The sequence below is a fragment of the Mycobacterium shunyiense genome (genome assembly GCF_058270035.1).
Map to the genome: position 1 here is coordinate 174702 of NZ_JBZDPT010000043.1, position 19648 is coordinate 194349.

Sequence of the window (19648 nt, forward strand, 5' to 3'; positions counted from 1 at the left end):
ACCAACTCGGCCTAGCTTGAGGTTAATTTGTTTGTCACACACAGACATTTCCCAGTAACAGCGGCGCTCTAACGTCCCGATTCGACACCCGCACTCCGGTGTTTAGCCTCTTGCACCGCCGCCGGCACCGATCGGCTGAGAAGCGCTGCAATCAAAGGGAAAGGTCGCCCATGCGAGTTCCAGGACGTGCCCCGTTGCGTCGGTCTGCGCTTGCCGCAGGGAGTTTGATCGCAGTCACCAGCCTGCTCCTTGCCGGTTGCGGCAGCCGGGCGAGCGAAACCGACACAGCAAACACTGCTTCCTGTGTGGACACCTCCGGCCCCAAGGTCAAGGTCGGATCGTTGAACTCGCTGTCAGGCACGATGGCCATTTCCGAGGTGACGGTGCGCGATGCGATCAAGCTCGCGGTCGAGGAGATCAACGCCAAGGGCGGTGTCCTGGGCAAACAGATCGAGCTGATCGGCGAGGACGGGGCCTCCGAGCCCACGGTGTTCGCCGAGAAGGCCGAGAAGCTGATCAGTAGTGACTGCGTGGCCGCGGTGTTCGGTGGCTGGACCTCGTCGAGCCGCAAGGCCATGCTGCCCGTGTTCGAGAGCGCCAACGCCCTGCTCTACTACCCCGTGCAGTACGAAGGTCTGGAGTCGAGCAAGAACATCTTCTACACCGGCGCCACCACCAACCAGCAGATCGTGCCGGCACTGGACTACCTCAAGGAGAAGGGCGTCAAGTCGCTCTATCTCGTGGGCAGTGACTATGTGTTCCCGCAGACCGCCAACCGGATCATCAAGGCCTACGCCAAAGAGAACGGCATCGAGATCAAGGGCGAGGACTACACGCCGCTGGGCTCGACCGACTTCTCCACCATCGTCAACAAGGTCCGCAGCGCCGACGCGGACGCCGTGTTCAACACCCTCAACGGCGACTCCAATGTCGCGTTCTTCCGCGAATACAAGAATGTCGGTCTGACCCCGCAAGCGATGCCCGTGGTCTCGGTCTCGATCGCCGAAGAAGAGGTCGGCGGTATCGGGGTGCAGAATGTCACCGGCCAGCTGACCGCGTGGAACTACTACCAGACCATCGACACCCCGGTGAACAATGCCTTCGTCAAGGCCTACAAGGACTTCGTCAAGGATCCCAAGAAGCCCACCTCCGATCCGATGGAAGCCGCCTACGTCTCGGTGTACCTGTGGAAGAACACCGTCGAGAAGGCAAAGTCGTTCGACGTCGCGGCGGTCCAGGACAACGCCGACGGCGTCACCTTCGACGCCCCTGAAGGCAAGGTCACCATCGACGGCGAGAACCACCACATCACCAAGACCGCCCGCATCGGCGAGATCCGGCCCGACGGCTTGATCTACACCATCTGGGAGTCCAAGGGGCCGATCGATCCGGATCCGTACCTGAAGTCCTACCCGTGGGCTGCGGGGCTGTCCGGCTGAGGCGAGCGTAGCGACGGCGAATCACACACAGCATGGACATCCTCATCGGCCAGCTGGCAACGGGATTGAGCCTCGGCTCGATCCTGTTGCTGGCGGCGCTCGGCCTGTCTCTGACCTTTGGGCAGATGGGCGTCATCAACATGGCGCACGGCGAATTCATCATGGCGGGCTGCTACACCGCCTACGTGGTGCAGCAGCTCATCACCAATGCCGGCGCCTCCCTGGTGATCTCCCTTCTGGTCGGGTTCCTCGTCGGCGGCGCCATGGGTGCTCTGTTGGAGGTGACGCTGATCCGGCGGATGTACCACCGTCCGTTGGATACGCTGCTGGTCACCTTCGGCGTCGGCCTGATCCTGCAACAGGTCGCCCGCGACATCTTCGGTGCGCCTGCGGTCAATGTCGTTGCGCCGGAATGGCTGTCAGGCGGCGTCGAGATTCTCGGCGCGGTGGTGCCCAAGACGCGGATCTTCATCCTGGTGCTGGCCGTCATCTGTGTCACGGTGCTGGCGCTGGTCCTCAAGACCAGCCCGATGGGGCGGCGGATCCGGGCGGTGGTCCAGAACCGCGATCTGGCCGAGACCAGCGGCATCTCGTCACGCCGGACCGATATCACCACCTTCTTCATCGGATCCGGGCTGGCCGCGGTGGCCGGTGTGGCACTGACGCTGATCGGCTCCACCAGTCCGACCATCGGCCAGAGCTTCCTGATCGATGCCTTCCTGGTGGTGGTGGTCGGCGGGCTCGGCCAGATCAAGGGCACGGTGATCGCTGCCTTGGCCCTGGGTTTCCTGAACTCGTTCATCGAATACGGCACCACAGCGTCACTGGCCAAGGTGATCGTGTTCGCCATCATCGTGATTTTCCTGCAGGTCCGCCCACAGGGATTGTTCACGGTTCGGACCAGGAGTCTCGTATGACCATTCTCGGCCGCTGGCAAACCTGGGCCGGATTCGGCGTCGCAGCGATCGTGCTCTTCGGCGTGGCGCCGGCGCTACTGTCGGACTTCCGGCTCAGCTTGCTCGGCAAGTTCCTGTGCTTTGCGATCGTCGCGGTGGGCATCGGATTGGCCTGGGGCCGTGGCGGAATGCTGGTGCTCGGGCAGGGCGTGTTCTTCGGCCTCGGCGGCTACATGATGGGCATGCACCTCAAGATCGCCGACGCCCAGATCCGTGGGCACGATGTCCCTGACTTCATGCAGATCGCGGGAGTTCGGCAGCTGCCCGCTTATTGGCAGCCGTTCGCCTCCCCCGCGTTCGCGTTGTTGGCGATCCTGCTGGTGCCGACGGCGATCGCGGCCCTGCTCGGCTTCGGCGTGTTCAAGCGCCGGGTCAGGGGCGCCTACTTCGCAATCCTGTCGCAGGCGCTGGCGGCCGCGCTGGCGATCCTGCTCGTCGGCCAGACCAGTCTCGGCGGCAGCAACGGGCTGACCAATTTCCGGACCTTCTTCGGGTTCAACCTCAACGACCCGGTCAACAAGCGGATGGTGTATTTCCTTGCGGCAGTGACGCTGCTGATCGTCGTGGCCCTGGTCCGTCAGCTGATGTACAGCCGCTACGGCGAGTTGCTGGTCGCGGTGCGCGACGGTGAGGAGCGGGTGCGGTTTTTGGGCTACGACCCGGCCAACATCAAGGTGGTGGCCTACACTCTGGCCGCGTTGTTCGCCAGCATCGCCGGCGCCCTGTTCGTTCCGATCGTCGGATTCATCGCGCCGTCGCAGGTCGGCATCGTGCCCTCCATCGCGTTCCTGATCGGGGTCGCGATCGGCGGGCGGACCACGCTGCTCGGCCCGGTCCTCGGCGCGATCGGCGTGGCCTGGGCGCAAACCCTGTTCTCCGAAAGGTTTCCGTCCGGGTGGATCTACGCCCAGGGCCTGCTGTTCATCGTGGTGGTCGGATTTTTCCCCGCCGGCCTGGCCGGTCTCGGCGTGCTGTTCTCCCGGTGGCGGCGCAAGCGGTCCACGGATGCGGAGGAGCCCCGGCCCGAGACGGCACCCGACGCCGATACCGAGAAAGTAGGTGCCGCATCGTGACCGGAACCGAGCAGGCCACGGCGCCAGAGCCGGTGGCCGGCGGCAACGCCGGCATGGGTGCCGAATATTTGGAAGTTCGCGGTCTCACAGTCGATTTCGACGGGTTCAAGGCAGTCAGCGACGTCGATCTCACGCTGTTCCAGGGCGATCTGCGCTTTCTGATCGGACCCAACGGCGCGGGTAAGACGACAGTCATCGACGCCATCACCGGCCTGGTGGGTGCCACCGGCTCGGTGAACAAGTCAGGTGCGGAGCTGCTCGGCAAGAAGGTGCATCAGATCGCCCGGTTGGGCGTGGGGCGGACATTCCAGACCGCGAGCGTCTTCGAACAACTGACGGTGTTGCAGAATCTCGATATCGCCGCGGGCGCCGGTCGTTCGCCGTGGACCCTGCTGCGCCGGCGGCACGGCGTGTTGCCCGCGATCGAGGAAGCACTCGAGACCACCGGGCTCGCGGACCTCGCCGACAAACCTGCGGGCGTGCTGGCTCACGGCCAGAAGCAGTGGCTGGAGATCGGCATGCTGTTGGTACAGAACGCCGATGTCCTGTTGCTCGACGAACCGGTGGCGGGGATGAGTCACGAGGAACGCGAGGAGACCGGAAATCTGTTGCGCCGTATCGGCGGAACTCGAACGGTGGTCGTCGTGGAACATGACATGGATTTCATGCGGGCGTTCGCGACCTCGGTGACCGTGCTGGCCCGCGGCCAGGTCATCGCCGAAGGTTCGGTGGCCGAGGTGCAGGCCAATCCCAAGGTCCAAGAGGTCTACCTCGGCACTGCCGCGGCCGGCGCGGAAGGAATCGCCTGATGCTCGAACTGCTCGATGTGCGAACCGGTTACGGCCGGTCTGAAGTGATCCACGGCACGAGCATCGCCGTGCCGTCCGACGGCGTCGCCGCGGTCATGGGTCACAACGGCGCGGGGAAGACGACCCTGCTGCGAGCGGCCGTCGGGTTGCTCAAATGCACTGCGGGCAAGGTGCTTTTCGACGGTGACGACATCACCAGGCTTCGCCCCAGCGCCCGCGTGGCCCGTGGCCTGGCGTATGTGCCCCAGGGCCAGCAGTCCTTCGGGCAGCTGACCACCGCGGAGAACCTCCAGGTGGTCGCCGACGGCCGCAAGAACGGCAAGGCGCTGATCGACGAGCAACTGGACCTGTTCCCGGCCCTCAAGGAGCTACTCAGCCGGCGGGCCGGCCTACTTTCGGGCGGCCAGCGTCAACAGCTCGCGATTGCCCGCGCGTTGATCACGAGTCCCAAGTGCCTGATCCTCGACGAACCGACCGAAGGGATCCAACCGTCGGTGGTGGCCGAGATCGAAGCCGCGATCACCTCGCTGACCGCACGCGGCGATCTGGGCGTGTTGCTGGTCGAGCAGCACATCGGGTTCGCGCTGGAATCCGCTCAGCGCTATTACATCCTGGAGGCGGGACGGATCACCTCGAGCGGCGCCGGCGGCTCGACGTCAGAGGCCGACGTCCGCGCCGCCATGGCCATCTGATCAGGCGAGGCGGGAAAGAACCTCTGCGACAACGGAATCGGCAGGAACATCGACCTGGTCGCCGGTCGAGAGGTCCTTGAGACCGACGGTGCCGGCCTCGATGTCGCGGTCGCCGGCCACCAACGCGTACCTGGCGCCGGAGCGGTCGGCCGCCTTCATCGCGCCTTTGAGCCCGCGGTCTCCGTAAGCCAGGTCGACACGCACCCCTTCGGCGCGCAGTCGCGCGGCGAGTTTGGCCAACTCGAGCTTGGCGGCATCGCCCAGCGGCACGCCGAACACCTGCACGCCACCGACACCGGCCACCGTCTTGCCCTCGGCCTGCAGCGCCAGCAGGGTGCGGTCGACACCGAGCCCGAAGCCGATTCCGGAAACGTCCTGCCCGCCGAGCTGACTCATCAGGCCGTCATACCGGCCGCCGCCGCCGATGCCCGATTGCGCGCCCAGCCCGTCGTGCACGAACTCGAAGGTGGTCTTGGTGTAGTAGTCCAGCCCGCGCACCATCCGGGGGTTGATCACGTAGGGCACACCGAGCGCGTCGAGGTGCGCCTGCACCACCTCGAAGTGGGCCTTGGCGCTGTCGGACAGGTGGTCGAGCATCAGGGGCGCGTCCGCGGTCATCTCCCGCACCTGGGGCCGCTTGTCGTCGAGCACCCGGAGCGGGTTGATCTCGGCGCGTCTGCGGGTCTCCTCGTCGAGGTCGAGCTTGAACAGGAAGTCCTGCAGCAGCTCCCGGTATGCCGGCCGGCAGGTGTCATCGCCCAGCGAGGTGAGCTCAAGGCGGAAACCGTCCAGGCCCAGCGACCGGAAGCCGGCGTCGGCGATCGCGATCACCTCGGCGTCCAGTGCCGGGTCGTCCACCCCGATGGCCTCGACACCGACCTGCTGCAACTGCCGATAGCGCCCGGCCTGTGGACGCTCATAGCGGAAGAACGGACCGGCGTAGCAGAGCTTGACCGGCAGCGCGCCGCGGTCCAGGCGGTGCTGGATCACCGCGCGGATCACTCCGGCGGTGCCCTCGGGACGCAGGGTCACCGAGCGGTCGCCGCGGTCGGCGAATGTGTACATCTCCTTGGAGACCACATCGGTGGACTCGCCCACCCCGCGCGCGAACAACGCGGTGTCCTCGAAGATCGGCAGCTCGATGTCGCCGTAGCCGGCCCGGCGCGCCGAAGCCAGCAGCCCGTCCCGGACCGCCACGAACTGTGCCGACTCGGGCGGTAGATAGTCGGGCACGCCCTTGGGCGCCTGGAATGCAGAAGTCACAGAGTCAAACCTTCGAGAAACGGGTTGGTACGGCGTTCATGCCCGATGGTCGTGCGCGGGCCGTGCCCTGGTAATACCACGGTGTCGTCGTCGAGTACCAACAGCTTTGTCACGATCGAGGTGAGCAGGTCACGTCCGCTGCCGCCGGGCAGGTCGGTGCGGCCCACCGAGGACCGGAACAGCGTATCGCCTGTGAACACCGTCGGGGCCGCCGATGCTCGCTCCGGCCCGCCGGAGACCCGGAACACCACCGAACCCCTCGTATGCCCCGGGGTGTGGTCGACGGTGACCGAGACACCGTCAAAATCCAGGGTCTGGCCATCGCCGCTCAGTTCGATCAGCTGTTTCGGCTCGGACAACAGCACGCCGAACGCCAGCCGGGACAACGCTCCCAGCGCCGCCGGGCCGAATCCCTTCATCGGATCCGTCAGCATGAAGCGGTCTTCGGGGTGGATGTAGGCGGGACAGCCATAGGTGTCGGCGACCTTCTGAGCCGACCAGATGTGATCGATATGGCCGTGGGTCAGCAGGACCGCCGCCGGGGTCAGGCGGTTTTCGTCGAGAATCCGACGGAGCCGGTCCATCGCCCGCTGACCCGGGTCGACGACAATCGCGTCGGCCCCTGGTCGCTCGGCCAGGACATAGCAATTGCATGCCAGCATCCCGGCCGGAAATCCGGTAATGAACACGGTCCCAGTTTCCCATGCGACCACTTCCCCGATGTGCCGCGACCTGCGGTCTCCGCGGGTCGCAGAACCGGTACGCAGCTTCGCCTGGCAGACTCGTTGCCAACCTCAACCGCCTACAAGGAGGACTGCCGCGGTGCCGACCAACGAACAACGGCGTGCGACGGCCAAGCGCAAGCTGGAGCGCCAGCTGGAGCGTCGGGCCGCCCAGGAACGCAAGCGACGCATCCTGACCATCTCGGGGAGCGCGGTCGCGGCCCTCGTGATCATCGGGGCGGTCGTGGCCACGTTCGTCTTCACCAGCAAGGACTCGGGCAGCACCACCGCCTCGGCGGATACCACCACGGCGACGTCGGGTGCACCGGCCCAGCCGGCGGCCGACGGCCAACTGCCGGCCTTCGCCGCCCCCGCTGACCTCGGCGCCAACTGTCAGTACCCGGCCGCGGCCGCGGCCAGCAAGCCGAACACTCCGCCGCGCACCGGCAAGGTCCCCACCGACCCCGCCACGGTCAGCGTCAGCATGGTCACCACCCAGGGCAACATCGGGCTGCAGCTCGACAACGGCAAGGCGCCGTGCACGGTCAACAGCTTCGCGAGCCTGGCCGGACAGAACTACTTCAACGACACCCCGTGCCACCGGTTGACCACCAGCGGCATCTCGGTGCTGCAGTGCGGTGACCCGACCGGCCAGGGCACCGGTGGCCCCGGCTACCAGTTCGCCAACGAGTACCCGACCAACCAGTTCCAGCCGGACGACCCGGCGCTGCAGAAGCCGGTGGTGTACCCGCGCGGCACCGTGGCCATGGCCAATGCCGGTCCCAACACCAACGGCAGCCAGTTCTTCCTGGTGTACCAGGACTCGCAGCTGCCGCCGGGCTACACCGTGTTCGGCAAGATCGACGACACCGGCCTGGCCACCCTCGACAAGATCGCCGCAGCCGGTGTCGCCGGAGGCGGAGCCGACGGCAAGCCGGCACTCGATGTCGAGCTGAAGTCAGTGGCCCTGGACTAGTCCCCGTTGACTGTCCCGCCCCCCTACGGCGGTTACCAGCCGGAGTATCCATATCCGGCTGGTCATCCCCCGCCTGCCCACACCAACGGCATGGCGGTCGCCGCACTGGTGTCCTCGGTGCTCTTCGCGCCGCTCGGCATCGTCTTCGGGCACATCTCGCTGTCGCAGCTCAAACGCAGCGGTGAGCAGGGTCGTGGTATCGCGATCACCGGCCTGGTCATCGGGTACGTGATGACGGCGCTGGCGCTCGTGGCGGTGGTGTTGACGGTGGTGTTCGCCGTCATCGTCGTCAAGGCCGCCGAGAACATGCCACGCCAGGACCGCTACACGGCTTCCCCGGGTGCCGGCCAGGACCTGCCCACATTCACGCCGTCGCAGAATCTCGGTGCCAACTGCCAGTACCCGGCCACCGCCGAACCCGCCGCCAAGCGGGCCGCCCCGCCGCGCACCGGCGCCGTGCCGACCCAACCCGCCACGGTGCCCGCAGGCATCGTCACCGACCGCGGCAGCATCGGGCTCAAGCTGGCCAACGACCGGGCACCGTGCACGGTGAACAACTTCGCCAGCCTGGCCGGACAGGGATTCTTCGACGGCACCCAGTGCCACCGGCTCACCACCGGTGACCTTGCAACGCTGCAGTGCGGCGACCCGTCCGCCACCGGAACCGGCGGGCCCGGGTATCGGTTCCCCAACGAGTACCCGACCAACCAGTACCGGCTCTCCGACCCTGCCGTGCAGCGGCCCGTGGTCTACCCCCGCGGCACCGTCGCCATGGCCAACTCCGGACCCGGCACCAACGGCAGCCAGTTCTTCCTGGTCTACGAGGATTCATTGCTGCCACCGACGTACACCGTGTTCGGCACCGTCGACAAGACCGGACTGGCCACGCTCGACGCGATCGCCGCGGACGGGGTTGCCGACGGCAGCCACGACGGCAAGCCGGCCACACCGGTGACGATCAAATCGGCGAGCATGGACTGACCCGGCCAGGAGATTGCGATGTCCTATCCACTTCCATCCCAATTTCCGCCACCCCGATTCCCGCCGCCCCAACGCAGCGGACCCAGCGCGTCGACCCGCACGCTCGGGGTGCTGTTCCTTGCCGTGCTGGTTTGCGGCTATGCGGCAGCGGTGTTCCTGACCCGCCACATCTGGGAGGACCGAGAGGCCACCCGCATGACGTATTCGACCGCGACGTCGGATGGCGCGCCACCGTCACCCGATGATCTGGAGAACGCGCGAGAGGTCGTCGAGAAGCGCCTGCACGAGGTCCGGCTCTCCGGATCCGAAGTGGCAGTCGACGGGGACACCGTGGTGGTCACCATCCCGAGCCGAAACCCGGCGGCGATGCGGGACATCACGATGCCGGGACGGCTGACGGTCCGCCCGGTGATCCATGCGATGGCCGCCAAGAGCGGATCTTCTTCCCAAACCCCGTCGACGCCTGTTCCCCGCAAAGCCAAACCTGATCAGGCACAACGCATTTCCGACGAGAAGGAACTTCGGCAGTCCATCAACCCGTCGATCCAGATCCTGGCGCTGCAATACCAGGCCACCCGCTGCGGCGACGACGACGTGATGGCCGGTAACGACGACCCCAACCTGCCGCTGGTCACTTGCTCCACCGACGGCCAAACGGTCTACCTGCTGGGCAAATCCGTCATGACCGGCGCGGAGATCACCGACGCCGATTCGGAGTACAACGACGACGCGGGACAGTACGCGATCGACCTGGCACTCACCGGTGCCGGCACGAAGACGTGGGCCGACTTCACCTCGGCCAACGTCGGCAACCAGACCGCGTTCACCCTGGACTCCCGCGTGGTCAGCGCTCCGCAGATCCGAGAGGCCATCACCGGTGGCCGGGTTCAGATCACCGGCAACTTCACCGCCGACTCGGCGCGCGAGCTGGCCGGCGTCCTGGGATCGGGTTCGTTACCGTTCTCGTTGTCGCTGGAGTCCACCGCGGACACGATGTTGCCCGCGACGGTGATCGCCAAGCTGGCGCGCGCGGTCGTCATCATGGTGGGGATCGGCGTCGTGGCGATCACCGTCGTCGGGGTGGTCTACCTGGCCAGGCGGCGCTAGGCCGCACTGGTGACGCGGTAGACGTCGTATACGCCTTCCACGTTGCGCACCACGCTCAGCAGGTGGCCGAGGTGCTTGGGATCGCCCATCTCGAAGGTGAACCGGCTGATCGCCACCCGGTCGTTGGAGGTCGTCACCGACGCCGAGAGGATGTTGACCTTCTCGTCGGCCAATACCCGCGTCACGTCGGACAGCAGCCGGTGCCGGTCGAGCGCCTCGACCTGGATGGCCACCAGGAACACCGACGACGGCGACGGCGCCCAGTTCACCTCGATGATGCGTTCCGACTGTTGTTGCAGGGAAGCCGCATTCGTGCAGTCGGTGCGGTGCACGCTGACGCCGCCACCACGGGTCACGAAGCCCATGATGGTGTCGCCGGGGACCGGCGTACAGCACTTGGCGAGCTTGGTCAGGGTTCCCGGCGCTCCCGGCACCGCGACACCGGTGTCGTCGGTGCTGCGCTGGCGCACCGGCATGGTCAGCGGGGTGGACCGCTCGGCGAGTTCGTCCTCGGCCGCGTCGTCGCCGCCGAACTGGGCGAGCAGGCGCTGCACGACGTGGCGCGCCGAGACGTGGCCCTCACCGACCGCGGTGTAGAGCGCGGATACGTCGGTGTATCGCAGTTCCCGTGCCAGCGAAGCCATGGAGTCGGCATTGATCAAGCGCTGCAACGGAAGTCCGCCCCGGCGGACCTCGCGCGCGATGGCGTCCTTGCCGGACTCCAACGCTTCTTCACGGCGTTCCTTGGCGAACCACTGGCGGATCTTGGCCTTGGCCCGCGGCGACACCACGAACGTCTGCCAGTCGCGCGACGGCCCGGCGTTGGGCGCCTTCGAGGTGAACACCTCGACGACCTCGCCGTTCTCCAGCTTGCGTTCCAGCGCGACCAGCCGGCCGTTGACCCGGGCCCCGATACAGCGGTGCCCCACCTCGGTGTGCACCGCGTAGGCGAAGTCGACCGGGGTCGATCCGGTAGGCAGGTTGATCACGTCACCCTTCGGGGTGAACACGAAGATCTCTTTGACCGCAAGGTCGTAACGCAACGACTCGAGGAACTCGCCGGGATCGGCCGCCTCCCGCTGCCAGTCGAGCAGCTGGCGCATCCAGGCCATGTCGTCGATCTCGGTGGCTGCGTGGCTGTGCGGAACCCCGTTGCGGCCCTTGGCCTCTTTGTAGCGCCAGTGCGCCGCGATGCCGTACTCGGCGGTGCGGTGCATGTCACGGGTGCGGATCTGCACCTCCAGCGGCTTGCCCTCCGGCCCCACGACCGTGGTGTGCAGCGACTGGTAGACGCCGTAGCGCGGCTGGGCGATGTAGTCCTTGAACCGGCCGGCCATCGGCTGCCACAGCGAGTGCACGACGCCGACGGCCGCGTAGCAGTCCCGGATCTCGTCGCACAGGATCCGTACGCCGACCAGGTCGTGGATGTCGTCGAAGTCGCGGCCCTTTACGATCATCTTCTGGTAGATCGACCAGTAGTGCTTGGGCCTGCCCTCGACGACAGCGTTGATCTTCATCGCGCTCAGTGCCACGCCGATCTCGGCGCGCACCTTGGCCAGGTATGTGTCGCGTGACGGCGCCCGATCGGCGACCAGCCGCACGATCTCCTCGTACTTCTTCGGGTGCAGGATCGCGAAGGACAGGTCCTCGAGCTCCCACTTGACCGTCGCCATGCCGAGCCGATGTGCCAGCGGCGCAATCACTTCCAGCGTCTCGCGAGCCTTTCGGGCCTGCTTCTCCGGCGGCAGGAACCGCATGGTGCGCATGTTGTGCAGCCGGTCGGCAACCTTGATCACCAGCACCCGTGGGTCGCGGGCCATCGCGATGATCATCTTGCGGATCGTCTCGCCCTCGGCGGCCGAGCCCAGCACCACCTTGTCCAGCTTGGTGACGCCGTCGACGAGGTGGCCCACCTCGGCCCCGAACTCGGTGGTCAGGGCCTCCAGTGTGTAGCCGGTGTCCTCCACCGTGTCGTGCAGCAGAGCGGCCACCAGCGTGGTGGTGTCCATGCCGAGCTCGGCCAGGATGTTGGCCACCGCCAGCGGATGGGTGATGTAGGGGTCACCCGATTTGCGCAACTGGTCGGCGTGTCGCTGATCGGCGACGTCGTAGGCGCGCTGCAGCAACTGCAGATCGGCCTTGGGGTAGATCTCGCGGTGCACCGCGACGAGGGGTTCCAGAACCGGGTTGACCGCGCTGCGCTGCGCCGTCATCCGGCGGGCAAGCCGGGCGCGCACGCGACGTGAGGCGCTGGTCTTCGTGGCGTCGGGTCCCGCGGCGGCCGGCAACGCCGGAGGCGACTGCACCGCCTGGCCGGCAGTCGCGTCCGTACCCGTATCGCCGGCCATCGTCACCTCCGCTCAACCTCCGAGAGTTCGAGGATATCCCTCACACCGTGTGGAGGCTGCTGACCCTCAGCGGTGCCACCACGTCCCGCCCACCCAGGGCCGTCAATTCCAGCACCACAGCGGCGCTCATGACGTTGGCGCCGCCGGCCTCAAGCAGTCGCATCGCCGCGGCCAGGGTCCCGCCGGTGGCCAGGACATCGTCGATGATCACAACGTTGCGCCCGGCGATATCAATCCCGTCGGCCGGGATCTCCAGCGTCGCGCTGCCGTATTCCAGCTGATACGTCACGCTGTGCACCGGCGGCGGCAATTTCCCGCCCTTACGTACCGCCAGGACGCCGGTACCGAGCCGGGTCGCCACCGCCGCGCCCAGCAGGAAACCCCGGGCGTCCAGTCCTGCGACCAGATCGGCGTCGGCCGCGGTGGCGGCCAGTGCGTCGGTCACCGCGCCGAGGCCCTCGGCGTCGGCCAGCAACGGGGTCAGGTCCTTGAACTGCACGCCGGGCTCGGGAAAGTCTGGGACCTCCCGGATCAGTTGCCTGACCAGTCGGGAAACATCCGTGCTCACGTGGACAACTTCCAGCGGTCCATGTTCCAGCCCGCTCCCCACCGCGTCGGATTACTGCTCACGGCGTACATCTTGTTCGATGTCAGCACCGTGCGCTGCTGGCGGTACAGCGGCAGAGTCGGCATGTCGTTCCACAGGATCGGCGCGCCCTCCCCCGCCAGCCGGGCCAGTTCCTTCGGATCGCTCGTGACGGCCTGCGCATCGATGATGCCGTCGATCCGCTCGTTGAAATAGGCAGGCAGGTTGTTGCCGTTGCCGGAGTGGAACGCGTAGGCGTCGATCGCCGAAGATCCCGAGGAACCGCTGCCCGCGGCGCCGCCCGTGCTGGCCAGCAGACCGTCGATCTCGTTGTTGCGCAACGCCACCGGCCCCGCTGTCGCCGATCCGGCGTCCTGCACGGTGATGCCCGCCGCAGCACACGATTTCGCGATCGCACCGACGGTCGCGGCCAGTCTGGCGTTGGGTGTCTGATACCCGATGCGAATGGTCAGCGGCTTGTTGTTCAGTGCCGCGCGCGCCGCACCCGGGTTGGCTACCGCGAATTGCGCAGCCTCGCCGACATTCTCGGCCGCGCTGAACGCATCGTCGCTGACCGGGCTGAGTCGCGAGTTGATGATCGGCGTCGCGGCGTTGCGGGCGATCACGTCGCGCGGCGTGCACAGCGCGACGGCCCGGCGTGCCGCCGGGCCGGCCAGCGGACCGCCCGGCGCGAAGATCAGCTGCTCGATACCGGCGGACGGGCTTTCCAGGCTGACGTAGTCGTCGGGCAGGTTGAGCAGGCCCGAGGAGCCGGACTCGATGTCGACGACGTCGAAGGATCCCTGGTTGACCCGCTCCTGGATGTCGGCCCCGCGCGGCCATACCGCGATCCGGTTGGTGACCGGCGGGGTGCCCCACCACTTGTCGTTGGCGACCAGGACCACCACGCCGTCCTTGGACACCGAGTCGATCCGGTAGGGACCAGACGAGGGGAACCGCTTGAGGTCCAGGTCCGGCTTGAGATCCCAGATGGTGTTCCACGCCTTGGCGATCCGGTCGATGACCGGCTGGTCACCGCTCTGCAGCGCGGTGGCCACAGCTCCGTCGCCCAGGTCGAGTTCGTCGGCGAGGACGTGTGCGGGCATCAGCGAGGTGGCCGCGAACAGTTGGCCGTAGTCGAGGAACCCGCGGTCCTGGGCGAAGGACACCCGGGCCCGCTTCTGGCCGGGTGCGCAGTCCACCGAGGCGATGTCGCGGTAACCCGCTTGGCTGGCGGCATCGAACACCGGGAACCGGCCGGATTGCGCGCCCCAGGTCAACACCAGGTCGTCACAGGTGATCGGCTTGCCGTCCGAGTAGACCGCCTTGTCGCTGATCACGTAGTCGAGCACCAGCGGGGCACGACCCACCACCGACACCGAACCGAAGTCGTTGTCGGCGACCACCTGTCCTTCCGGACCGTGGTAGGCGAACCCGGTCAGCGCCCGCGCGAATGCCTGCGGTCCGGCGGACGCGGCACCGGCCACCGTGTTGGTGTTGTAGGTGGTCAGTGTGCCGTCGACGGCGTAGTCGATCTCGTCGGCCGAACTGCCCGAACACGCCGCCAGGCCCAACCCGGCGACCACGGACAGTGTGGCCACTGTCGCTACTGTCCGTGTTCGGGCCACGGCCCGCCACTGAACCATCTGGCTTTACCGCCGGGTGTTCCGCTTGCCCGACGGACGTCCGGTCCGGGTGCCCGGACGTGCGCCCGGGGCCGGCTTGGCCGGTGCGGGCTCGCTGACGATCGACGCCGACACCGTGTCACCCGTGTCGGCGGCCTCGGTCGCATCGGAGGCCGCGTCGGTGTCATTGGTGGCCGTCGCCGCCTTGTTGCCCTTCTCCCGGCGGTTGAGCACCCGCTTGGTGTGTTTGCGCACCAGCTCGGTGCGTTCACGCAGCGACACCAGCAGCGGCGTGGCGAAGTAGATCGACGAGTAGGTACCGACGATGACGCCGACCAGCTGAACCAGGGCCAGGTCCATCAGGGTTCCGACGCCCAGTAGCCACACCGCCACCACCATCAGCGCCACGATCGGCAACACCGAGATCAAGCTGGTGTTGATCGAACGCATGAAGGTCTGGTTGACGGCCAGGTTGGCCTGCTCGGCGAAGGTTCGGCGAGTGGTGTGTTCGAAGCCGTGGGTGTTCTCCTCGACCTTGTCGAACACGATCACCGTGTCGTACAGCGAGAAGCCCAGAATCGTGAGCAGGCCGATGACGGTGGCCGGGGTGACCTCGAATCCGACCAGCGAGTAGACGCCGGCCGTCACGACGAGGTCGAAGACCAGGGTGGCCATCGCGGCCATCGCCATGTAGCGCTCATAGCGCCAGGCGATGTAGATCGAGGCCAGCACGATGAACACCACCAGCGCGATCAGTGCCTTCTGGGTGATCTGGCCGCCCCAGGTTTCCGACACCTTCGAGTCGCTGATGGCCTGCTTGCTGGGCTGACCGTCGCTGCCCTTGGGGTGGAACTCGTCGAACAGTGCGGTCCGCAGCTCTTCGATCTCCGGTTCGGACAGGGTCTCCGAACGGATCTGGACCGTGGCGGAGGCTCCGCTGCCGACCAACACGACCGACTCGGGCGCCTTGTTCAGGGTCTTGCTGTAGACGTCCTCGACCTGCTGGACGGAGACGACCCCTTCGGAACCGGCCGACGGCATCGACACCTTGGTGCCGCCCTCGAAGTCGATGCCGAACGTGAACCCGCGCAGCACCATGCTGGCGATACAGATCGCCACGATGACGCCGGAGACCGCGTACCAGAGCCTGCGGCGGCCGATGACCTCGAAGGCGCCGGTGCCGGTGTAGAGCCGAACGAAAAATCCGTGCTTGGGCAGGGCCGCAGACGTGGCTTCGATACTCGGCGTCTCCACCGAGGTGTCCTTGACGTCGTCAGCGGTGGTGTCGTTCTTTGCTGCCATGTGCCTATCCCCGTCCCGCGGTCGCATGCGAAGCCTCCCGGCGTTCCCGCGCGATCTGCTGCACCGCGCCGAGACCGTTGAGGGCAGGTTTTGCCATCGTCGGGGACTTGGACGCCAGGTACACCAGCGGCCAGGTCACCAGGAACACCACCACGATGTCCAGGATCGTGGTCAATCCCAACGTGAACGCGAAGCCCTTGACCTGCCCGATCGCCAGGAAGTACAGCACCGCGGCGGCCAGGAAGGTCACGGCGTTGCCGGACACGATCGTCTTGCGGGCGCGTGCCCAGCCTCGGGGCACCGCCGACCGGAACGACCGGCCCTCGCGGATCTCGTCCTTTATTCGTTCGAAGAACACCACGAAGGAGTCCGCGGTGGTGCCGATACCGATGATCAGACCGGCGATACCGGCCAGGTCCAGCGTGTAACCGATGTATCTGCCGAGCAGCACGAGGATGGCGAAAACCATTGCGCCGGCAGCAACCAGCGACAGGGCCACCAACAGACCGAGCACCCGGTAGTACAGCAGCGAGTACAGCAGCACCGCCGCCAGGCCGACCGCGCCCGCGATCAGACCGGCCCGCATCGAGGACAGGCCCAGGGTCGCCGAAACGGTCTCCGCTTCCGACGACTCGAAAGACAGCGGCAGCGACCCGTACTTCAGCACATTGGCCAGTTCCTTGGCCGTGTCCGCGTTGAACTGACCGGTGATCTGCGTGTTGCCGCCAGGGATGGCTTCCCGGATCTCGGGTGCGCTGACCACCTGCGAGTCGAGCGTGAACGCCGTCTGGGTGCCCACGTTCGCCGCGGTGAAGTCGGCCCAGGTCTTGGCTCCCCCGCTCTTGAAGGTCACGTCGACGACGTACTGGGCCTGCTGCTGGTTCAGCCCCGAGGTGGCGTCCGCGATCTCTTCACCACTCATGATCGACGGACTCAGCAGGTAGACGGTCTGCCCGTCGGTGGAGCACGTCACGAGCGGCAACTTGGGGTCGTCGTTGCCGGCCAGAATGTCGTCCTTGTCGCAGTTCTGGGCGCGGTCCATGATCGCCTGGATCTGCATCATCGGGTTGGTGCTCTGGCGGATTGTCTTCGCCAGCGTGATCAAGGCGGCCCGAGTCTTTGCCTCGTCGGGTTTCGCCGGAGCGCCTGGCGGCGTGGGCTGCGGCGCCGGCGGCGCTGGCGTCTCTCCGGGAGCCGGTGCCGGGACGGGCTCCGGCGCCGGAGCCGGTGTGGGTTCCGGTGCCGGATCCAACGGGTACGGGCGCGGCTGTGGGGCCGGCTCAGGCTCACTCACGGGCGGCGCCGCGGGCTGCTCGGCCGGCGCTCCCGGAACCTGGCCGGGGATCGCACCGGGAGCACCCGGAGCCGCAGGAGCACCCGGGGCCGCAGGAGCGCCCGGCGCCGCGGGGGCACCAGGAGCACCCGGCGCTCCACCCTGAGCGAGCTGCTTGATCTGCTGTACCGGTATGGCGCGAGCGACTGGCCGGATGTACAGCCGGGCGGTCTGGCCCAGGTTGCGGGCCTCGCTGCCGTCGTTGCCGGGAACGGTGATCACCAGGTTGTCGCCGTCGATGACGACCTCTGAGCCCGAGACGCCGAGACCGTCGACGCGGGCACTGATGATTTGTTGGGCCTGGTTGAGTGCCTCTCTGGTCGGCGTCGAGCCGTCCGGGGTGCGCGCTGTCAGCGTCACCCGGGTACCGCCCTGCAGGTCAATGCCGAGTTTTGGCTTGGCCTGCTTGTCGCCGGTGAGGAACACCAGCAGATATACGCCGATCAGAAGGACCAGGAAAAGTGTCAGGTAGCGCGCAGGATGCACCGGCGCCGAAGACGATGCCACGTTTCTAGGGTCTCCTCGAGATCAGTTCGTCAGCACCGCAAAGGGTACGTGCTTGTCCTGGGTGCTCTGCGGTCAGTCTTTCTTGAGGCCGTCGGTGTCGGTGACACCGGCGCTCTCGGTCAGTTCGGTCGCCGCCGCCGGGACGTCGGTGCCGGCCTCGTCGTCGGCGTCCCCCTCGATGCGGTCGCGCACGGCGAGCTTCATCCAGGTGGTGACGACGCCGGGCGCGATCTCCAGGTCGACGTTGTCGTCGGTGATGCCGGTGATCGTGGCCTGCAGGCCCGAGGTGGTGTGCACGCGATCGCCGATCTGCAGCGAGTTGTGCAGGTCGATGGTCGCCTGCATGGCCTTGCGCTGACGACGCGACGCGAAGAACATAAACGCGCCCATGACGATCAGCAGGGGCAGGAAAATGACGAGATCCATGTCAACTATGTCTTTCGTGTCGGGTCAGATGTCAGGGCGACCGAGGCCACGATACCGCCGCCGACCCGGACCACCCCATTCGCCGCCGACTGGCGGCCCGGACGACTAGGCTCGATACGCGTTCTTTCCTTCGCCGCCGTTCCGTTTTCAGGAGGCAGTGTTGAGCCATCCCGAGCAGAGCCGCCATCTGGCCACCGCGATCCCTGGCCCCAAATCCGAGGCGTTGATCGGCCGTAAAACGGCCGCGGTCGCCCGGGGCGTCGGCAACACCATGCCCGTGTACGCCGCCCGGGCCGGGGGCGGCATCGTCGAGGACGTCGACGGCAATCGGCTCATCGACCTGGGCTCGGGCATCGCGGTCACCACGATCGGCAACTCGTCGCCCCGCGTGGTCGAGGCGGTGGCCGCCCAGGCCGCCGAGTTCACGCACACCTGCTTCATGGTGACGCCGTATGAGCAGTATGTCGCGGTCTGCGAGCACCTCAACCGGTTGACACCGGTGCGCGGCGAGAAGCGTTCGGCGTTGTTCAACTCGGGTTCGGAGGCTGTGGAGAACGCGGTCAAGATCGCCCGGTCCCACACCCACAAGCCTGCCGTCGTCGCCTTCGATCACGCCTATCACGGGCGCACCAACCTCACGATGGCGCTGACCGCCAAGTCCATGCCGTACAAGCACGGCTTCGGCCCGTTCGCACCCGAGATCTACCGGGCTCCGTTGTCCTACCCGTACCGCGACGCCGAGTTCGGCAAGGAGTTGGCCACCGACGGCGCGCTGGCGGCGAAGCGGGCCATCGACGTGATGGAGAAGCAGGTCGGCGCCGACAACCTGGCCGCGGTCATCATCGAACCGATCCAGGGTGAGGGCGGGTTCATCGTCCCGGCGGACGGGTTCCTGCCTGCGCTGTTGGGGTGGTGCCGCGACAACGACGTGGTGTTCATCGCCGACGAGGTGCAGACCGGGTTTGCGCGGACGGGCGCGATGTTCGCGTGCGAACACGAGGGCATCGATCCCGATCTCATCGTCACCGCCAAAGGGATCGCCGACGGATTGCCGCTGTCGGCGGTGACAGGCCGCGCCGAGATCATGGACTCGCCCCACGTCTCCGGGTTGGGCGGCACCTACGGCGGCAACCCGATCGCGTGTGCGGCGGCGTTGGCCACGATCGAGACCATCGAAACCGACGGCTTGATCGCCCGGGCTCAGCAGATCGAGGCGTTGATGAAGGACCGCCTGGGCCGGTTGCAGGCCGAGGACGACCGGATCGGCGACGTCCGCGGCCGGGGCGCGATGATCGCCGTCGAACTGGTCAAGGCCGGCACGATCACACCCGACCCGGAGCTCACCAAGGCGCTGTGCGCCGGTGCCCACGCGGCGGGCGTGATCGTGCTGTCCTGCGGCACCTATGGAAACGTGCTGCGCTTCCTGCCGCCGTTGACGATCAGCGACGATCTGCTCGTCGCGGGACTCGACGTGCTCGAGCTGATCCTGCGCGACCTCTGACG

General features: G+C 66.9%; 17 protein-coding genes. 9 read left to right on the top strand and 8 right to left on the bottom strand.

Going from position 1 to position 19648, the window contains the following annotated elements; translation table 11 throughout:
- The first annotated feature begins 170 nt into the window (after nucleotides 1-170).
- Genes urtA through urtE form a run of 5 tightly spaced genes read left to right on the top strand, consistent with a single transcriptional unit; the run spans nucleotide 171 to nucleotide 4969 of the window.
- Nucleotides 171-1439: an urea ABC transporter substrate-binding protein gene (gene urtA / locus AC4ELS_RS24040; protein ID WP_448446508.1), complete on the top strand. Its 1269-nt coding sequence runs from the start codon at nucleotides 171-173 to the stop codon at nucleotides 1437-1439.
- A 32-nt stretch (nucleotides 1440-1471) separates the two neighbouring features.
- Nucleotides 1472-2356, top strand: a complete 885-nt coding sequence (urtB, locus tag AC4ELS_RS24045) for an urea ABC transporter permease subunit UrtB (protein WP_135360806.1) — start codon at nucleotides 1472-1474, stop codon at nucleotides 2354-2356.
- Nucleotides 2353-3468, top strand: coding sequence for an urea ABC transporter permease subunit UrtC (gene urtC / locus AC4ELS_RS24050; RefSeq protein ID WP_055113476.1), 1116 nt, complete (start codon nucleotides 2353-2355; stop codon nucleotides 3466-3468). Before urtB ends, urtC begins: the two co-directional genes overlap by 4 nt.
- Nucleotides 3469-3521: 53 nt before the next feature.
- Nucleotides 3522-4277, top strand: a complete 756-nt coding sequence (gene urtD / locus AC4ELS_RS24055; protein ID WP_110916925.1) for an urea ABC transporter ATP-binding protein UrtD — start codon at nucleotides 3522-3524, stop codon at nucleotides 4275-4277.
- Nucleotides 4277-4969 (top strand): urea ABC transporter ATP-binding subunit UrtE, encoded by a 693-nt coding sequence (urtE, locus tag AC4ELS_RS24060; RefSeq protein WP_064885340.1) that lies wholly within the window; start codon nucleotides 4277-4279, stop codon nucleotides 4967-4969. Before urtD ends, urtE begins: the two co-directional genes overlap by 1 nt.
- On the opposite strand, the gene hisS is transcribed toward urtE, so the two are convergent.
- Together hisS and AC4ELS_RS24070 are read right to left on the bottom strand one after the other, a co-directional pair.
- Entirely contained in the window at nucleotides 4970-6232 is a 1263-nt protein-coding gene (gene hisS, locus AC4ELS_RS24065; protein ID WP_064959135.1) for a histidine--tRNA ligase, read from the bottom strand.
- Complete coding sequence (locus AC4ELS_RS24070) at nucleotides 6229-6921, bottom strand: MBL fold metallo-hydrolase (RefSeq protein WP_448446504.1); 693 nt, start codon at nucleotides 6919-6921, stop codon at nucleotides 6229-6231. Before AC4ELS_RS24070 ends, hisS begins: the two co-directional genes overlap by 4 nt.
- A 133-nt stretch (nucleotides 6922-7054) precedes the next feature.
- On the opposite strand from AC4ELS_RS24070, the gene AC4ELS_RS24075 reads away from it, so the two are divergent.
- The 3 genes from AC4ELS_RS24075 to AC4ELS_RS24085 are packed head-to-tail and all read left to right on the top strand — an operon-like array spanning nucleotide 7055 to nucleotide 10018.
- Nucleotides 7055-7930 carry a peptidylprolyl isomerase gene (locus AC4ELS_RS24075; protein ID WP_448446502.1) on the top strand — a complete coding sequence of 292 codons (876 nt, stop codon included), beginning with the start codon at nucleotides 7055-7057 and terminating at the stop codon, nucleotides 7928-7930.
- A gap of 6 nt (nucleotides 7931-7936) precedes the next feature.
- Nucleotides 7937-8911 carry a peptidylprolyl isomerase gene (locus AC4ELS_RS24080; RefSeq protein WP_064959138.1) on the top strand — a complete coding sequence of 325 codons (975 nt, stop codon included), beginning with the start codon at nucleotides 7937-7939 and terminating at the stop codon, nucleotides 8909-8911.
- Nucleotides 8912-8929: 18 nt separating this feature from the next.
- The gene (locus AC4ELS_RS24085; RefSeq protein WP_499049608.1) at nucleotides 8930-10018 is read left to right on the top strand and encodes a preprotein translocase subunit SecD; all 1089 of its coding nucleotides are present in this window, start codon (nucleotides 8930-8932) and stop codon (nucleotides 10016-10018) included.
- Here the strand turns inward: AC4ELS_RS24085 and AC4ELS_RS24090 are convergent.
- The 6 genes from AC4ELS_RS24090 to yajC form a co-directional block, all read right to left on the bottom strand.
- Nucleotides 10015-12366: a RelA/SpoT family protein gene (locus AC4ELS_RS24090; RefSeq protein WP_064885385.1), complete on the bottom strand. Its 2352-nt coding sequence runs from the start codon at nucleotides 12364-12366 to the stop codon at nucleotides 10015-10017. The genes AC4ELS_RS24085 and AC4ELS_RS24090 overlap by 4 nt on opposite strands.
- 40 nt (nucleotides 12367-12406) lie before the next feature.
- Complete coding sequence (locus tag AC4ELS_RS24095) at nucleotides 12407-12934, bottom strand: adenine phosphoribosyltransferase (RefSeq protein WP_174554257.1); 528 nt, start codon at nucleotides 12932-12934, stop codon at nucleotides 12407-12409.
- The gene (locus tag AC4ELS_RS24100) at nucleotides 12931-14598 is read right to left on the bottom strand and encodes an ABC transporter substrate-binding protein (RefSeq protein WP_499049610.1); all 1668 of its coding nucleotides are present in this window, start codon (nucleotides 14596-14598) and stop codon (nucleotides 12931-12933) included. The genes AC4ELS_RS24095 and AC4ELS_RS24100 overlap by 4 nt, the downstream gene beginning before the upstream one ends.
- A gap of 6 nt (nucleotides 14599-14604) precedes the next feature.
- Nucleotides 14605-15879, bottom strand: a complete 1275-nt coding sequence (secF, locus tag AC4ELS_RS24105) for a protein translocase subunit SecF (RefSeq protein WP_064959141.1) — start codon at nucleotides 15877-15879, stop codon at nucleotides 14605-14607.
- Nucleotides 15880-15883: 4 nt separating this feature from the next.
- A complete protein-coding gene (gene secD, locus AC4ELS_RS24110; RefSeq protein ID WP_064959142.1) occupies nucleotides 15884-17719 on the bottom strand; it encodes a protein translocase subunit SecD in 1836 nt (611 codons plus the stop codon).
- Nucleotides 17720-17791: 72 nt separating this feature from the next.
- A complete protein-coding gene (yajC, locus tag AC4ELS_RS24115; RefSeq protein WP_499049613.1) occupies nucleotides 17792-18145 on the bottom strand; it encodes a preprotein translocase subunit YajC in 354 nt (117 codons plus the stop codon).
- A 160-nt stretch (nucleotides 18146-18305) separates the two neighbouring features.
- Here yajC and gabT point away from each other — a divergent pair, with 160 nt between their 5' ends.
- Entirely contained in the window at nucleotides 18306-19646 is a 1341-nt protein-coding gene (gene gabT, locus AC4ELS_RS24120) for a 4-aminobutyrate--2-oxoglutarate transaminase (RefSeq protein ID WP_499049615.1), read from the top strand.
- Nucleotides 19647-19648 lie beyond the last annotated feature (2 nt).

What these genes read in the sequence shown, in the direction of transcription:
- urtA (WP_448446508.1), top strand. Translation starts at nt 171, where the DNA reads ATGCGAGTTCCAGGACGTGCCCCGTTGCGTCGGTCTGCGCTTGCCGCA.
- yajC (WP_499049613.1), bottom strand. Translation starts at nt 18,145, where the DNA reads ATGGATCTCGTCATTTTCCTGCCCCTGCTGATCGTCATGGGCGCGTTT.
- AC4ELS_RS24100 (WP_499049610.1), bottom strand. Translation starts at nt 14,598, where the DNA reads ATGGTTCAGTGGCGGGCCGTGGCCCGAACACGGACAGTAGCGACAGTG.
- secF (WP_064959141.1), bottom strand. Translation starts at nt 15,879, where the DNA reads ATGGCAGCAAAGAACGACACCACCGCTGACGACGTCAAGGACACCTCG.
- urtC (WP_055113476.1), top strand. Translation starts at nt 2,353, where the DNA reads ATGACCATTCTCGGCCGCTGGCAAACCTGGGCCGGATTCGGCGTCGCA.
- urtD (WP_110916925.1), top strand. Translation starts at nt 3,522, where the DNA reads ATGGGTGCCGAATATTTGGAAGTTCGCGGTCTCACAGTCGATTTCGAC.
- urtE (WP_064885340.1), top strand. Translation starts at nt 4,277, where the DNA reads ATGCTCGAACTGCTCGATGTGCGAACCGGTTACGGCCGGTCTGAAGTG.
- urtB (WP_135360806.1), top strand. Translation starts at nt 1,472, where the DNA reads ATGGACATCCTCATCGGCCAGCTGGCAACGGGATTGAGCCTCGGCTCG.
- AC4ELS_RS24085 (WP_499049608.1), top strand. Translation starts at nt 8,930, where the DNA reads ATGTCCTATCCACTTCCATCCCAATTTCCGCCACCCCGATTCCCGCCG.
- AC4ELS_RS24090 (WP_064885385.1), bottom strand. Translation starts at nt 12,366, where the DNA reads ATGGCCGGCGATACGGGTACGGACGCGACTGCCGGCCAGGCGGTGCAG.